Below are 16,518 nucleotides of genomic sequence, written 5' to 3' on the forward strand. Positions count from 1 at the left end.
TTGGCTTCAGTTCATATTACCTTTTGTTTTTAGCCCAGAGGTTCCCTCTCCTATAGTCCGTATGAACTCCTTGATTTCCTCCGTTAAGGGTAGCCAGGACTGTTCTTGCCAATAGGCTTCATTATACGGATGTTTCAGCATAAAAATATCCTTGTGCTCATTGACGTTGCTTTTTATCTTTTCATTGCCAAAACTTTCCGGGGTGTATAAGGTAATTTCCATCTCGTAAACATCGGGCATAGGATGTTTTTCCGTTTTCACCTCCAGGGAAAAGGTTCGTTTTGCCCTATGCAGATAATAAAGCCCTTTTTCCACATCTTCCTTAAAATACATGGATGAACTTCCTTTAAGAAAATGGGAATATTTATCCAATGCTGGTTTAGGACTATTTATAGCTCCTTGGTTAACTACTTCAAAGGATAAAATGGCATTGTCCGCTCCGTTGATAATGTAGTGGCCTTTGGAATTTATTCCATCTTCGGAAGGAAGCGAATTGAATTCGACCCGTATCTCCTCACTATTCTCATAAGGCTTTTCAATTACTTCGAAATCCGGACCCATGGCGTTCAGCCGCATAAATTCGCCAAAGATGTTATATAGCGAAGGAAGCTCAAAGTATATGCCATGCTCGTCTCTAATAATCCCCAATTGCCGCATTTCCGCCAGTTGCACTTGATAATCCTTTCTTTCCATTGCCAGACCATTGCCGTAAATAGAGGTTTTACGCAGTAGCGTACCTGTCATATCCTGTAGCCGAACCACGGTGTCGTTTTTACGGAGCAACGCGCGGATGAAAAACGTTTCGGTATGCGGGGTCAATAAATAATTGGAATTGATGGAATCCTTGATCCTCTGAAGAATGGTCTTGGCGTTGGTCACCACCACCTCGTCCAAGGCCACTACCTTCTTTTCTAGGTAAATAGTATCCTTAAGAGTCTTTAATGAAAGCTCTTTTTTTTCGTATCCGTTTCTAAAAAATAGCACCGTATCCAAGGAAGTTTTCAATAGGAACCTTCCATCGGTATTGCTTATGGTACTATGCTTTCTGTTGAATACATGCACGAATTCCAGGGGAATTTTTTCATCGGCATCCATGATGATACCTTCAAATTCCGTTTGGGAGTGTAGTAAAGTACAAGACAGATAAAGTAATAGTAACAGGTAATTTCTCATAACCCTATTATAATTATCTAAATCATTTGTAATTACTCTACCTCGATTCCCGTGAAGTATAGTTGAAAATTGCCTTCGCCCATTTTGTGCATGGTGGCGATATTAAGCCCATCCACTTTCTTATAGTCTTCCCAACTGGTTATCATATTGGGCTCCTCTTGGTTTCCTTTTCTAAAAACCCATTCTTTGATGACATGGTCGTCTCCAAAATAAAAGTCATAGGCATCACCAGGCGTGTATCCACCTTCGTTTCCATACACAATGGTCAATTTTTGCATGGTATCCTTGCTCATAGGCGCCTGTACGGAATCGGTATGCGTATATTTAAAACTGTTTTGGTCCCAGACCAATTGGTAAGGGGCCAATAGCCAATACTTGTCGTTGATAAAGCCTGCATCGGTTTTGGCAATAACGCTGTCCATTTCTTTACGGTTGTAACTAAGGGTATCCTCATGGGTCATAAATACGACTTCGTTGGTTTTAGGGTGCCATTGCCATGTACGTTCAAAATGGGACGAATCCCTATCTACATTGAACGTAAATTTGATCCGTTCCAAGTTTTTCCAATTTTCATAGCCGTTCGCATTGGCTATTTTTTCCAATATTGGCTGTTCTTTTTCTGTAGTTTCTGGCTCTTTTTTCTCATTGCTTTTGCAACCTCCAATTAAGATCAATAGGAGCATTGGTACAAAAAGGACTTTTTTCATAGCGGGTATCATTTGTGCAACAAGATAACAATAACGGAAACTTTAACCTATTTTTGTTTTTCATAATATCTTTTTGGAGGTGACCTTCTTACGCAAATTGTGTCTTATCATCGTAGGCACCCAATTCAAGACAGAATTGGGTGCCAACGACCCTTACAAGGATATCACCGATGAGGACCTGGTAAATGAGATAGTGGCAAAAAGGGACTCTTTACTGTTTGGGGTTCTGTATGATCGCTATGCCAAAATGGTATACAATAAGTGTTTCGGTTTTGCCAAATCACAGAAGGAGGCGGAGGACCTTACGCAGGATGTCTTTTTAATGGTATTCGTGAAATTAGCTTCCTTTAAGGGTAAATCAAAATTTTCCACTTGGCTATATTCATTTACCTATAATTTTTGTGTTAATTACGTCAATAGGGACAAGGGAAGAAAAATAAGTGATAAATCGAATGATATTGGCGATGAGGAATACAAATTATCGCAAGAGGTAACGGACGAGCATTTATTGGAGTTGCAGGTGGAAAAATTACAAAAGGCATTGGAAATGATACCCGGGGAGGATAAGACCATCTTGATGCTTAAATATCAAGACGGTGTTTCCATTAAAGAGTTGGAATCTATCCTGGAATTAGGTGCCAGTGCCATAAAAATGAGATTGAAAAGAGCCAAGGCCAAAGTAATAGAGGCTTATAATACATTACCCTAATGTTTGAGCAAGATCAAAATCCATTTAAGCGAATGCAGGGAGACCTAAAGGATGTCCCGCCCGAGCTGCGTCAGAAAGTAATGAATGACGTAGCCCTTGCCAAGCTTATTATGGAAATGGCCACCTTGTTCACTTCAAATTATGGCAATCTTATCGAAGGCCTTTTAAGAACCAAGAAAACTAAATAACGGAACCATGGAATGTGCCATAATAAATCTTCATACCCAGCAAGATGTCCCGATAGCTATCGGGATGGCGAATTGCATTTGACCTTTAAAACCAATAAATAGTAACAGATGAAAACACTTAATGAACTCAAAGATACCTTGTCGGATAGTTTTGGTAGTTTATTAAAATCCGCTGCGGAAATGATTCCCCAAATCATTGTGGGCATCATTGGATTGATCTTAGCATGGTTGATCATTAAATTTTTACTTTTTATCCTGAAGCGAATCTTGAAGGCGGCTAAGATCGACGTTCTTTCCCAGCGTGTGGCTGATGCAAAATTGTTTGGAGACAAACAACTCAAAATAGATTTGCTCAAGGTAATACTGTCCGCCGCAAAAATTCTTTTGATTTTATTGTTTACCGTTGTTTTGGCCCAGCTATTAAAATTGAACGCCATATCCGATGGCATCTATTCCCTATTGGGCTATCTGCCTACCTTTATAAGTGCTTTGTTATTGCTTGTTGGCGGACTCTATTTGGCTACCGTGGTGAAAAAGGCCACCTTGAAACTATTCGAATCCATGGGCATGGGCGGATCAAAAGTGGTCAGTGGTGCCCTATTTTATTTGATTACTTTTTTTGTCTCTATTACCGCTTTGAACCAGGCCGGTGTTGAGACCCAGATCATTACCAGTAATTTCACCTTGGTTTTAGGCGCCTTTTTATTGGCGTTCGCCCTGGCTTTGGGTCTTGGTGCCAGAGAGGTCGTTGGCGATCTTCTACGCACTTTCTATTCAAGAAAAATATACGAGGTAGGGGACCAGGTCAAAATTGGTAAAATTGAGGGAAGGGTAGAAGCCATTGACAACATTTCCATGGTCGTGAAGACCAAATCGGGCAAGTTGGTCGTACCCATCAAGAAAATTGTGGAGAGTACCGTGGAGGTGAGCGACTAATTCTGAACGATTTTTTGCGTCTATCAAAATATGAGGGATTCATAATTTATTCCTTAATTTTGAGACTGATTAAAAATAATATATATGAGTTCTAAAAAAGGAAAAATACAGGAAGCTATAGATGAGAAAATGTTGGCCGAAAGAAAGGTCTTTCTTTGGGGACAGGTAGATGATGATTCCGCCAAACATGTGATAGATAGACTTCTGTATTTGGATATGCAAAACCATAAGGAGATACAATTGTATATCAATAGTCCTGGTGGATATGTAACATCAGGATTTGCCATGTACGATACCATAAAATCGCTTAAAAGCCCGGTTTCTACCATTTGTACTGGTTTGGCAGCCTCAATGGGCTCTATTTTGCTGTCCGTGGGAAAAAAAGGAAGACGGTTCATACAGCCGCATGCCCAGGTAATGATACATCAGCCAAGTGGCGGTGCAAGGGGGCAGGCGTCCAATATTGAAATTCAGGCTAGGGAAATCATCAAGACCAAGGAATTGAGCGCAAAAATACTGGCTGACAATTGTGGTCAGTCCTTTGATAGGGTATTAAGGGACTTTGATAGGGATTATTGGATGAATGCCGAGGAATCCATCGAATACGGCATTGTTGACGGTATCCTCGAGTAGGTACGGGAAATATCATAAGAAAGCAAAAAACCCCGCATATAAGCGGGGTTTTTTGTTAAATGTCATAAAAGGGTTATTTAGCCAATTGTTTTCCCTTCTTTATCTGTAAAATAGGGAATTCCGTTCTTCGGTTAAGCTCCAAGTCCTCTGGGCTACAATCGTCAAAACTGGTACAATCGTTGACCGGTCGTCGCTTGCCAAAACCTTTATACGATACGATGCGATTCTTTTCAATACCGTTGTCTATGAGGTACTTATAAGTGGAATAAGCCCTTCTTTCCGATAGGTCGTCGTTATATTCGTGAGTTCCCATTGGGTCCGTATGGGATTCCAGGGCAATGATCATATCCGGATAGAGATCGTTCATTACATGGATTACCTTGTCCAATTCTATTGCAGCATCCCGTCGGATATTGCTCATATCAAAATCAAAGTATATCTTTTTAAGCCCTGCCAAAAGTTTCAAGTCCAGAACGGGATCCAGTACGATGTCCTGCCGAAGGGTCTTTTGGCTAAAGGAAGCCTTAGATGTATCAAAGAACACGTTCTTGTGTGGGTGCGTACTACGAACCGCTTCGATCATGTAAGGCGTTTTTCGTTGCACGGGAAATTTGTAGTATCCTTTTTCATCCGAAAAAGTTTGGGCAATGATGGTATTGGTCTTTTGGTCGAACAAGGTCAACTGTACACTGTCCAAAGGTTTTAGGTTGATACCGTCCGTCACGTAGCCTTCCACCTCCAGGGCAGGGGAGAACCTGAACCGATAGATATCATCGGAACCTTGGCCACCCTCACGGTTGGAACTCACATAGCCATCGATACCGTTGGGGAAACCGTAGTAGGCAAAATCGTCTGCCGGACTGTTTATTGGCGTTCCCAGATTGATGACATCCACAAATTCATCTTCCTCATTGGTAATGGTGGAGAATACGTCCAACTGTCCAAAACCAACATGCCCTTCCGAGCTGAAGAACAATTGTCCTTCCTCGTTTATGAACGGGAACATTTCGTTTCCTTCAGTATTTATTACCGGTCCCAGGTTAACCGGTTTGCCTATGCCCCCACGTTCGTGTATTTCGGAATAATAAATATCCGTACCACCATAGCCACCCGGCATATCGGAAGTATAATAAATTTTTGTACGTTCTTTGTTTACGGTAGGGTGTCCTGTGGAATAGTAGTCGCTGTTGATGGGCAAGCTTCTATCCTCCATCCATTTGCCGTCCTTCCTTTTGGCACTGTATATCTTCAGGTTTATCTCGTTCTCCGCGCCGTAGGCCGCTTTTTTGTCAAAGTAATTGTTCCTTGTAAAATAGATGATGGTATCCTTGGCATAGTCCGTTGAATAGACTGGCGAGCTTTCATGGAACTTGGAATTTACGTTTCCCTCCAAAGGCTCTGGCTCGTAAAACGGGATGTCGTCATAGACCCAGAAAATGTCCAACCACGGTTCGTTGTTCCAACCATAATTGCCCTTGGTCAGATGGTTTGTCCTACCTGAGGCAAAATATAGCTTGCCTTGGTGCAAATAGGCCCCAAAATCACTGTGTTCCGAATTAAAGGTCACGATGTCCAATTGGTACCGTTCCTGACTGTTGAAAACGATGGAGGCCAAGTTTCCTTCCTTTAGGAACCTATTGACCCTGGAATCGTTCTTGTTGTACTTTTTGTATTTCTTGAGCCATTCCTCCGATGCTTCCAATTGGCCATCGCTATATAGGGCCATGGCATATTTGAAGTAATGATCTTTGGAAATTGCATCACTATGGATAATGGCCTCGAAATGGGGAATGGATTTTTTAAAGTCCCTCAAAAGCAAATAGCACTCCGCCAATTGCTGATGGGCATAACTGGTGTTAACACCTCCATTGAGCATGAGCTCATATTCCGGAATGGCCTTGGCGTAGGAAAACTTACTGAAGTAATAATCCCCACGTTGCTGGGCCCCGTATTGGGCACGCACCAAGGAGCTACAAATCAATAGTGCAAACAAGACGATGTACGCTTTTGTAGGTTTCATTTTTGATAAGATTAAGCGAGTGTTTTAATTAGAAATACCTTGGGGATTTTATGCCTCCCGGTTTTCTTTTGAATACTTCGTATATTAGAATAATTTCATGGGTACCCCCCGTATAAGGCCTTACCGTTGACGTAGGTAGGTCGTAGGCATATCCCAAACGGAAATCCCTGGATACCTGATAGTCCATCATGGCCCCAAAATTGGAGGCGTCGTTGATCCTGTAGGATGCCCCGATCCAAAATTTTTCATTGAAAAGCAAGTTGGCCGTAAAGTCATACGTAGCGGGTGCACCGTTCGTAATCTTGGCAATGGAGGTAGGCTTGAACTTTATGCTAGGAGAAATGTCCACGACCACGCCACCAATGGCGTAATAGCTGTTTCGTTCCAATGCCTCGAACTCACCGTCGTTAAGGTCCGTATTGGATATCCTGGGCGATGAAATACCAAGATACCATCTGTTGGAGCCCACATAGATACCCGCCCCGAAATTTGGTTTCCAAGCATTGAAGTTCGCATTAAAAAAGGGGTCGTTGGGATCTGGATTGTTTAGATTATAGTTGGTAAACCCAGCTTTGAGCCCAAAGGACATCTTAACCTTGGGATTCAATAGTACGGAATAGGAAAAGTCCCCATACACGTAGTTTGTGCTTTCATCGCCCAATCTGTCATTTATATAGGATACACCAACTCCTATTCTATTATTCCTAAGCGGTGAATGTACGGATAGGGTGTTGGTCCTTGGGTTGCCTTCAAGGCCCGCCCATTGGTTCCTGTGCAACAAGGTCACGTTCAGGGTCTCCCTACTGCCAGCATAGGCCGGGTTCACCGAAATGGTGTTGTACATGTACTGGGTAAACTGCGGGAGCTGTTGCGCGCCAAGATAAGTGCATAGCAGCAATGCCAATAGGGAAAGATATTTCGTGTAGACGTTCATGGTTTGGGGTTTAAACGCTCTAACTATACAATAAGTAGGTTATTCATGTACAAAGTTATATTAGTTGTTTTCCTGATTACAATTAAATCGTTTAATCTCGGCTTATTCTCGATTTCTAAATATTAATTCGCTCAAAAGCTTGTTTTTATAGATGTTTGAAGGCTCTTTTTGAACCCTAACTTCATCCAAAATACCCTTATTTGGATACCTTGGATGAATAGGGTTCAGGACCTTATGGATTTATTTATTGTGTTCCTATATAGATATACCCATTGATCTGTTCGGTATTCTCACCTTTTACGTTGATGATATAATAGTAGGTGCCCGTTGGCAAGAATCCGGATTGTCCGATGGCGTTGTTCGGCGCATAGCCTCCCCAGTCGTTCTGGTAGTCCGTAGCCTCGAAGACCTTGTTCCCCCATCTGTTGAACACCATCACGTCGAAGGTGCTGTCACAGAACTCCGCACCCCTGATCTCGAACAGGTCGTTGATATTATCACCGTTTGCCGTAATCGCCTTGGATATAGTGAAATCGTCCACATTACAAGGTACGCAGTCATTGTTCACGGTAATCGTGAAGTCTACAAAGTACTTACAGTCACCTGCTGTGGAGCTATATTCCACAAGGTATTCCTGCAATTGGTGTACCATTGGATCAAATACGCTACCGTTCAGTACCGCACCCTCAGTTATCGCGGTAAAGGTACCATTGGTATCAAAGCCGGCGGGCAGATAGTCCACAAGGTCAATGGGCGCGTCTTCGATACAGATATCGATGGCCACTTCCTCGAGCTGTGGCTGCATCACGAACACGATCTGTTCAAAGATGGCATTGTTGCCGCAGGCATCGGTCACGTCCCAGGTCCTGATGATCATATAGTCATCGGAATCGGAGGCATCCTGTCTGACCTCGTTATAGACCACCGTATAGTTTCCGCATCCGCCCATAAAGGTCAGTTCCGGTGCAGGTGGCAGTTCTTCGCCGCACATGATGGTCACTTCTTCTTGATATGGACTTGGCATGATATCGTTGTCCGTAATGGTGCCGATACCATTCCCGTCTAGCATGTTGATGCCCATGGGCGGCAAGGGGTCGAAGGCCAGGGCTATGTTCAGGTCCTCGGTAGTTTCGGCCAACATATCGTCCACGATGCTGATGGTCACTACCTGGGTATCACCATTGGCGGTACCGGCAGGGAAGGTGACCGTCCCGGTCATGGTAGACGTATAATCGTCTGGGCTTGTCGCGGAACCGTCCGTCACCGTGAAGTTGACGTTGAAGGCATCCTGAACGGTATTCCCGGTGTAGGATATCACGAAGTCCACCGTACCCACGCTCTCGTCCACGGTAAAGTCGCTTACCGAGATTCCTTCAAGAGGACCGTTGCCGTCATTGTCCGTTATCGTTCCTATACCATCACCATCCAGCATATTTATAACGGGGATGGAGATGTTGGACAGGGTGATGTTCAAGTCCTCGGCATTTTCAATCACCATATCGTCCACGATATTCACCGTCACCACCTGCGTATCGCCGTTGGCGGTACCTACCGGGAAGGTGACCGAACCGGTCATGGTAGCAGTATAATCTTCGGGGCTTGTCGCGGAACCGTCCGTGATAGCGAAATCCACGGTAAAGCTATCGGCCACTGTTGGTCCCGTATAGGTGATCACGAAATCCGCCGTACCTACGCCCTCGTCCACGGTAAAGTCCGCCACGGAGATTCCCTCTCCGGGACCGGATCCGTCATTATCGGTTATCGTTCCGATACCATCCCCATCGACCATGTTGATTAAAGGGATGGAAATATTGGACAAAGTAATGTTCAAGTCCTCGGCATTTTCAATCACCATATCGTCCACGATGTTGACGGTCACGACCTGTATATCGCCGTCCATAGTTCCCGCAGGGAAGGTTACGGAAGTACCCATAGTTGCCACTGTATAATCATCGGGATTGATGGCGGTGCCATCTGTCACCAAGAAGTCCACGGTAAAGGCGTCCTGAACGGTAGGACCGGTATAGATGATGACGAAATCTGCCGTACCCACGCCCTCGTCCACGGTAAAGTCGGCTACGGAGATACCTTCGCCCGGACCGGAGCCGTCGTTGTCCGTAATCGTTCCGATTCCGTCGCCATCCACCATGTTGATGGCCGGGATTGAGATATTGGACAATGTAATGTTCAAATCCTCGGCATTTTCAATCACCATATCGTCCACGATGTTGACGGTCACGACCTGTGTATCGCCGTCCATCGTTCCTGCAGGGAAGATGACCGAACCGGTCATGGTAGCAGTATAATCTTCTGGGCTTGTCGCGGAACCGTCCGTGATGACAAAGTCTACGGTAAAGGCGTCCAGAACGGTAGGACCGGTATAGGTGATGACCAAATCTGCCGTACCCACACCCTCGTCCACGGTAAAGTCGGCCACGGAGATACCTTCTCCCGGACCGGAGCCGTCGTTATCGGTTATGGTCCCCATACCATCGCCATCGACCATATTGATAACTGGGATGGAGATATTGGACAAGGTGATGTCCAGGTTTTCCATACCCTCAATGATCATATCGTCCACAATGTTTATGGTCACTACCTGGGTATCGCCATTGGCGGTACCCGCGGGGAAGGTCACTAGGGTACCCACCGTTGCCACGGTATAATCGTCCGGATTTATAGCAGTGCCATCGGTCACGACAAAATCCACGGTAAAGCTGTTCGCTACGGTAGGCCCGGTATAGGTAATGACGAAATCCGCCGTACCTACGCCCTCGTCCACGGTAAAGTCTGCCACGGAGATACCTTCGCCAGGGCCTGAACCGTCGTTATCCGTAATGGTACCGATACCGTTCCCGTCCAGAATGTTGATGGCCGGGATGGATATATTTGGTAGGGTGATGTTGAGATCCTCGTTTGGCTCTATGATGAAATCGTCCAAAATATTGATGCTTACCAAAAGCATATCACCATCTGCAGTTCCAGCAGGGAAGGTCACTTGTGTGCCCACCGTGGCCACGGAATAGTCATCTGGATCTATGGCCGTTCCATCTGTTATGCTAAAGTCTACCGTAAAGGAATTTTGAACGGTAGGACCCGTATAGGTAATCACAAATTCGGTGATGCCCACGCCCTCGTCCACGGTAAAGTCCGCCACGGAGATTCCCTCTCCCGGACCGGAGCCGTCGTTATCGGTAATCGTTCCGATACCGTCCCCATCGACAATGTTTATTACAGGGATGGAGATGTTGGACAAAGTAATGTTTAAGTCTTCAGCACCCTCAATAATCATATCGTCGACGATGTTCACCGTCACGATTTGGGTATCGCCGTTGGCGGTACCGGCAGGGAAGGTCACCTGCGTGCCCACCGTTGCCACTGTATAGTCGTCTGGATCAATGGCCGTACCATCCGTGATACTGAAATCAACGGTAAAGCTATCGGCCACGGTAGGACCGGTATAGGTGATGACGAAGTCGGCAGTCCCTACACTTTCGTCCACGGTAAAGTCCGCCACGGAGATACCCTCTCCCGGACCGGAGCCGTCGTTATCGGTTATGGTACCGATACCGTCACCGTCCACCATGTTGATGGCCGGTATGGAGATATTGGACAATGTAATGTTCAAATCTTCAGAACTTTCGATAATCAGGTCGTCCACAATGTTTACGGTCACCACCTGGGTATCGCCATTGGCGGTACCTGCAGGGAAGGTCACTTGCGTGCCCACCGTGGCCACGGTATAATCGTCCGGATTTATGGCCGTACCATCCGTGATACTGAAATCAACGGTAAAGCTGCTCGCCACGGTAGGCCCAGTATAGGTGATGACGAAATCCGCCGTACCTACGCCCTCGTCCACGGTAAAGTCTGCCACGGAGATACCTTCGCCAGGGCCTGAACCGTCGTTATCCGTAATGGTACCGATACCGTTCCCGTCCAGAATGTTGATGGCCGGGATGGATATATTTGGTAGGGTGATGTTGAGATCCTCGTTTGGCTCTATGATGAAATCGTCCATAATATTGATGCTTACCAAAAGCATATCACCATCTGCAGTTCCAGCAGGGAAGGTCACTTGTGTGCCCACCGTGGCCACGGAATAGTCATCTGGATCTATGGCCGTTCCATCTGTTACGCTAAAGTCTACCGTAAAGGAATTTTGAACGGTAGGACCCGTATAGGTAATCACAAATTCGGTGATGCCCACGCCCTCGTCTACGGTAAAGTCGGCTACCGAGATACCTTCTGTCGGGCCATTGTCATCATTATCCGTAATGGTACCGGTTGCATCTCCATCCACAATATTTATAAGTCCCGTTGTAAGTCCTGAAAGGGCAATACCAAGGTCTTCCGCCGATTCAATCAAGGTGTCATCGATAATGGTCACGGTTACGGTCTGCACCTCACCGTTGGTACCGGTGAAGTTAAGTGTACCCGTATTCGAGGCCACGGTGTAGTCACCTGGAGCGATGGCGGAACCATCCGCTATTGTAAAATCCACGGAGAACCCACCTTGAACATCTGCGTTCAATGATACGTCAAAAGTAGCCGTGCCAGCACTCTCGTCGACTGTAAAGTCTGCTACCGAGATACCAACACCTGCACCACCATCATTATCGGTAATGGTACCGGTTGCATCTCCATCCACAATGTTTATAAGTCCAGTTGAAAGTCCTGAAAGAGTAATGTCAAGGTCTTCACTAGCTTCAATCAATGTATCGTCAATAATGGTCACGGTTACGGTCTGCACTTCACCGTTGGTACCGGCGAAGTTAAGTGTACCCGTATTTGAAGCCACGGTGTAGTCACTTGGAGCAATGGCAGAGCCATCTGCTACTGTAAAGTCAACAGAGAACCCACCTTGAACATCTGCGTTCAATGATACATCAAAAGTAGCCGTACCAGCACTTTCATCCACGGTAAAGTCGGCAACAGAAATACCAACACCTGCGCCACCGTCATTATCTGTAATGGTACCGATTGCGTCGCCATCTACGATGTTGACCAATGGGTTGGATACGGAGTTGATGGTAACGGTAAGGTTTTCAGTTCCCTCGATGATGGCATCGTCTGTGATGTCAATCGGAATATTGACGGTCTGTCCTGTAGCCCCCGAGAAGTTCAGTGTACCTGTCATAGCCGGTACGGTGAAATCCTGGTTTCTTACGGCAGACCCGTTAGATATGGTATAGTTCACGGTATATGCCCCGGCAACTGCCACGTTAGATGATACCACAAAGTTGGCGGTACCCACACCTTCGTCAACGGTAAAATCTGCTACGGAGATACCGAACCCTGTGCCACCGTCATTATCTGTAATGGTACCGATTGCGTCGCCATTCTACGATGTTGACCAATGGGTTGGATACGGAGTTGATGGTAACGGTAAGGTTTTCAGTTCCCTCGATGATGGCATCGTCGGTGATGTCAATCGGTATGTTGACGGTCTGTCCTGCAGCCCCCGAGAAGTTCAGTGTCCCTGTCATAGCGGGTACGGTGAAATCTTGGTTTCTTACGGCAGACCCGTTTGATATGGTATAATTCACGGTATATGCCCCGGCAACTGCCACGTTAGATGATACCACAAAGTTGGCGGTACCGACGCTTTCGTCTACTGTAAAGTCCGCTACCGAGATACCCAATCCAGAGCCACCGTCATTATCTGTAATGGTACCGATTGCGTCGCCATCTACGATGTTGACCAATGGGTTGGATACGGAGTTGATGGTAACGGTAAGGTTTTCAGTTCCCTCGATGATGGCATCGTCGGTGATGTCAATCGGTATGTTGACGGTCTGTCCTGCAGCCCCCGAGAAGTTCAGTGTCCCTGTCATAGCGGGTACGGTGAAATCTTCTGGTTTCTTACGGCAGACCCGTTTGATATGGTATAGTTCACGGTATATGCCCCAGCGACGGCAACGTTCGATGATACCACAAAGTTAGCGGTACCGACGCTTTCGTCAACGGTAAAATCTGCTACGGAGATACCGAACCCTGCACCACCGTCATTATCGAGTATTTCACCCCTTCCTTCATTATCAGTAATATTCACTGTTCCACCTGAGGCGTAGGAAATTTCTACTTCATATCTTTCAGTTGGTTCAATCAGGGTATCGTCAAAAGTTGCCACATTAAAGGAAGCCGAAGTATCATTTGCAAGAAGGGTAATTGTATTAGGCCTAGGAACTGTAAAATCTGCATTGGTCGTATTAATATTTGTGTAGCTTATATTGAAAACTACATCTTGACTAATGGCAGCAGAAGAACTAATTGTAAAAACATTATTGGTTCCTTCAACCGTTGAAGAATTATTTATAGTAATTTCAGGTGTGATAGTTAATGTAGCAGTTCTATCTAAAGTAAAACAATTATTGTTTAAATGAGTGACTAGAACAGTATACGTATTATTGTCAAGCCCTGAAGTATTTGATATGGTAAGGGTTGCCGTATTGACACCAGAATATACACCTCCATTAGATAGGTTTGTTCCATTTTCTTGCCATTGGTAACGCAGTTGTCCAGAACTGTCCGTTCCACTTCCATAATTAGGAGCTCCCCCAGAAAAATTTGTAGTGTTAATCGCATCTAAATCAATTGAGAAGCTTACTGAACCTCCATTATTGACCATTTGGTCAATGGGGGCTGTGTTTAAAGTTACTCGTGTTGCTATGGTTACATTACTGTTTGTGCCACTATAACCCCCTTGCCCTGTAACTTGACCATTAGGATTAACGGTTACTGGAGAATTCCCTAGTACTAAATCACCATCAGGATCGGTATGACCTGCTTCAATAGCATCGGCGCATCCGTCAGCATCTGAATCACCTTCAAGGTGATCTGCAGTTCCGTCACCATCGGTATCTAAATCTTGACATCCTGAAAAACGAATTGTAAAGTCGTCATAAACTGAATAGGCAACATTACCATCATTGGTCTGGTTATAGGCATAAAAACGAAGTGTATATGTCGTGTTTTCTTCAAGTCTATAGGTTGTGCCAGTTGGTAATAAATCAAAGAATTCCGAAACCCCGTTTGAAGGATAATGTATTTGAACATCAGTATTCAATAAGTGTGAAGTAGCAAAATTATCCGATGAGATAGCTATAGCGGCATCATAAGAGTTTCCTACCGTAAAGCCATCAGAATTTCGATACCAATTAACACCTAAACGTTCAATCATCTGATCAGAAATTCCAGAGCCGGTGGTGAAACCTACTTCTATATATTCATTATTTGTCAATGCTTCTTCATACGTGTAAGCATCTAGACCGCTTATTTGAAGTTCTGAACCAGGTGACGAACTGTTGAGTCCCGCACCCGTGGCAATATTGCCTGTGCTGGCCAATAACCAATTGGTAATGGCTGGGTTTTGAACAAAATCTACAGATCTACCACCAATTGGGCTGTTTAACCCCCATTGAATGTAGTCATCATCAATACATTCTTGTGATTCATTTGAATCTAATATACCATCATTATCGTCATCTAAGTCAATAGGATTGGGAATGTTGTCATTATCAGTATCAGGGGCTACCGTAATTATAACTGTTGCTGTAGCGGTATTGCCTGCCGCATCGGTAATCTCGTAGGTGAAAGAATCTGTTCCTAAAAAACCTCCATTTGGGGTGTAGGTGAAATAGTCATCTAAAGGATTACTTGGTGTGCCGTTATTATTTAAGGTTACCGTGCCATTTGCAGGATTAGTGCTGTTTGTAATCGCTGTACCTGCCTGAGGTCCTGAACTACCAAAAATATCATTGTCAAGAACATTGATTCGATTATTTGAAGAATTGGTTTCTACCACAGCACTGTCTGACTGTGCATCAGGGCCTATGCCAATACATACCGTTGCCGTATCACAAACATTTCTATTTGGTGGAGGTAAACAAACCTCGTACTCAAAACTGTCTGTACCTGAATAGCCGGCATTAGGTTGGTAATTATATGTTCCATCTGAATTAAAAGTCAACGTACCATTACTTGGGCCAGATATGAGGCTAAATTCACTGCCGGCCGGTACGTTATCATTCAGTCCAACATTTCCATTACCGTCCCTGTCCAATTTAATGTCTATACATTCGTCTATAGCATATTGCTGCATAATTAAAAATTTACCGTCGGCAACATCAACCGTTGCAGCGGTAAACCTAATTTCAGTGATCCAAGATCCTGCTGGAGCAAATTCTTCTAAATAATATAAGGCTATACCAATTGTTCCTCCGGTATCATTAACACGTTCTGTTAGCCAATAGTCCGAACCTGCAGGAGGTGGCAGGTTTGGTTGCGGGCCCGAATACGCTCTATCAGGAGTTACAAAAGTTTGTCCCAACAATTGCACGGTACTACTACCAGGCAAAGTTCCGAATAAGGAAATATGTTGACAATTGTTGGCATTACGCTCCGATACTGCAAGTACCGACCCGGTATTAACTGGAATGGCGGGTGAATAAGTAACTGATTGAATTTGTCCAACAGTGGTTGGAACTGCCGGATAATCATTGCAAATATTTTGTCCATTGTTAGACGCCGAGAAATAATGATTTAAATTCAAATCTTGATAGGCACTCAACGCTGCTGCATTCCATGTTGGATCAGCACTTGTACCCAAAATTTGAGTTCCATTTTCACGAATGCTATTATCGCCTGGACCTGCCGGACCTACCTGCATCAATGAATAGCCCGAGGGTACCGCAAATGTATTATAGACTTCGCCATTTATGGTTATGCTTTCTAAAGTAGCTGGTCTATTGTTCTGGGGCTGTGGTCCGTCCCAAGTAAATGTCACTCCTGAAGTTATGGAATTGGCTTGGGAGAATAATTGGTCACTTGAAAATAACAAGCATGCAAAAAATGCAAAAAGAAGCGATTTCTTTAAAGTTGAAGTAGTACTTAGCTTCATAGGTCAAGATTTTGAAATTCATTTTAATCTTTCTTAACCTAATGGTACACGTCTGGTTAGGACATGTTTTATGCTTAGGTCAAGTTCAGATTTTGGGTTGTAACGATTTGGGATCAATTACGAATGTAAAAGTAGACTCAAATCTTTAAAACCCTTAAATTTCAAGTTGTTAGTGCTTGAATAATCGTTGAGTTACCTTAATACGAAATAACGCATAGGGAATGTGCTTTATGTAAGAATTGTTGTGAGTGCCCTATTTTTAGTGGTTTATGGGCATTATTTGTGGCTAAGCCCTTTGCTAACGGGCAACATGGGA

General features: G+C 44.6%; 11 protein-coding genes. 4 read left to right on the forward strand and 7 right to left on the reverse strand.

Translation table 11 applies throughout. The features are described from left to right. Window positions 1-6: 6 nt before the first annotated feature. Both BFP75_RS12595 and BFP75_RS12600 read right to left on the reverse strand, forming a co-directional pair. Complete coding sequence (locus BFP75_RS12595) at window positions 7-1,173, reverse strand: hypothetical protein (RefSeq protein ID WP_123803445.1); 1,167 nt, start codon at window positions 1,171-1,173, stop codon at window positions 7-9. Window positions 1,174-1,205: 32 nt separating this feature from the next. Next, on the reverse strand, window positions 1,206-1,880 hold the full coding sequence (locus tag BFP75_RS12600) for a hypothetical protein (RefSeq protein ID WP_099545738.1): 675 nt from the start codon (window positions 1,878-1,880) through the stop codon (window positions 1,206-1,208). 79 nt (window positions 1,881-1,959) lie between these two features. Here BFP75_RS12600 and BFP75_RS12605 point away from each other — a divergent pair, with 79 nt between their 5' ends. The 4 genes from BFP75_RS12605 to BFP75_RS12620 all read left to right on the forward strand — a co-directional run bounded on the left by BFP75_RS12605 (window position 1,960) and on the right by BFP75_RS12620 (window position 4,346). Beyond that, entirely contained in the window at window positions 1,960-2,589 is a 630-nt protein-coding gene (locus BFP75_RS12605; protein ID WP_099545830.1) for an RNA polymerase sigma factor, read from the forward strand. Further along, window positions 2,589-2,777 (forward strand): hypothetical protein, encoded by a 189-nt coding sequence (locus BFP75_RS12610; protein ID WP_099545739.1) that lies wholly within the window; start codon window positions 2,589-2,591, stop codon window positions 2,775-2,777. Before BFP75_RS12605 ends, BFP75_RS12610 begins: the two co-directional genes overlap by 1 nt. A 108-nt stretch (window positions 2,778-2,885) precedes the next feature. After that, on the forward strand, window positions 2,886-3,713 hold the full coding sequence (locus BFP75_RS12615) for a mechanosensitive ion channel family protein (RefSeq protein ID WP_099545740.1): 828 nt from the start codon (window positions 2,886-2,888) through the stop codon (window positions 3,711-3,713). A gap of 84 nt (window positions 3,714-3,797) precedes the next feature. Beyond that, window positions 3,798-4,346, forward strand: a complete 549-nt coding sequence (locus BFP75_RS12620) for a ClpP family protease (RefSeq protein ID WP_099545741.1) — start codon at window positions 3,798-3,800, stop codon at window positions 4,344-4,346. 73 nt (window positions 4,347-4,419) lie between these two features. Here the strand turns inward: BFP75_RS12620 and BFP75_RS12625 are convergent, their stop codons facing one another. The 5 genes from BFP75_RS12625 to BFP75_RS12645 form a co-directional block, all read right to left on the reverse strand. Then, complete coding sequence (locus BFP75_RS12625; RefSeq protein ID WP_099545742.1) at window positions 4,420-6,366, reverse strand: OmpA family protein; 1,947 nt, start codon at window positions 6,364-6,366, stop codon at window positions 4,420-4,422. Between the two features lie 28 nt (window positions 6,367-6,394). Further along, window positions 6,395-7,300 (reverse strand): type IX secretion system membrane protein PorP/SprF, encoded by a 906-nt coding sequence (locus tag BFP75_RS12630; protein WP_099545743.1) that lies wholly within the window; start codon window positions 7,298-7,300, stop codon window positions 6,395-6,397. A gap of 244 nt (window positions 7,301-7,544) precedes the next feature. Continuing rightward, window positions 7,545-12,557, reverse strand: a complete 5,013-nt coding sequence (locus BFP75_RS12635) for a Calx-beta domain-containing protein (protein ID WP_099545744.1) — start codon at window positions 12,555-12,557, stop codon at window positions 7,545-7,547. Window positions 12,558-12,612: 55 nt separating this feature from the next. Beyond that, window positions 12,613-13,137 carry a Calx-beta domain-containing protein gene (locus tag BFP75_RS12640; protein ID WP_099545745.1) on the reverse strand — a complete coding sequence of 175 codons (525 nt, stop codon included), beginning with the start codon at window positions 13,135-13,137 and terminating at the stop codon, window positions 12,613-12,615. Continuing rightward, complete coding sequence (locus tag BFP75_RS12645) at window positions 13,134-16,202, reverse strand: Ig-like domain-containing protein (RefSeq protein ID WP_123803446.1); 3,069 nt, start codon at window positions 16,200-16,202, stop codon at window positions 13,134-13,136. The genes BFP75_RS12640 and BFP75_RS12645 overlap by 4 nt, the downstream gene beginning before the upstream one ends. Window positions 16,203-16,518: the final 316 nt, after the last annotated feature.

Source organism: Maribacter sp. 4G9 (assembly GCF_002742265.1).
Classification (GTDB): Bacteria; Bacteroidota; Bacteroidia; order Flavobacteriales; family Flavobacteriaceae; genus Maribacter.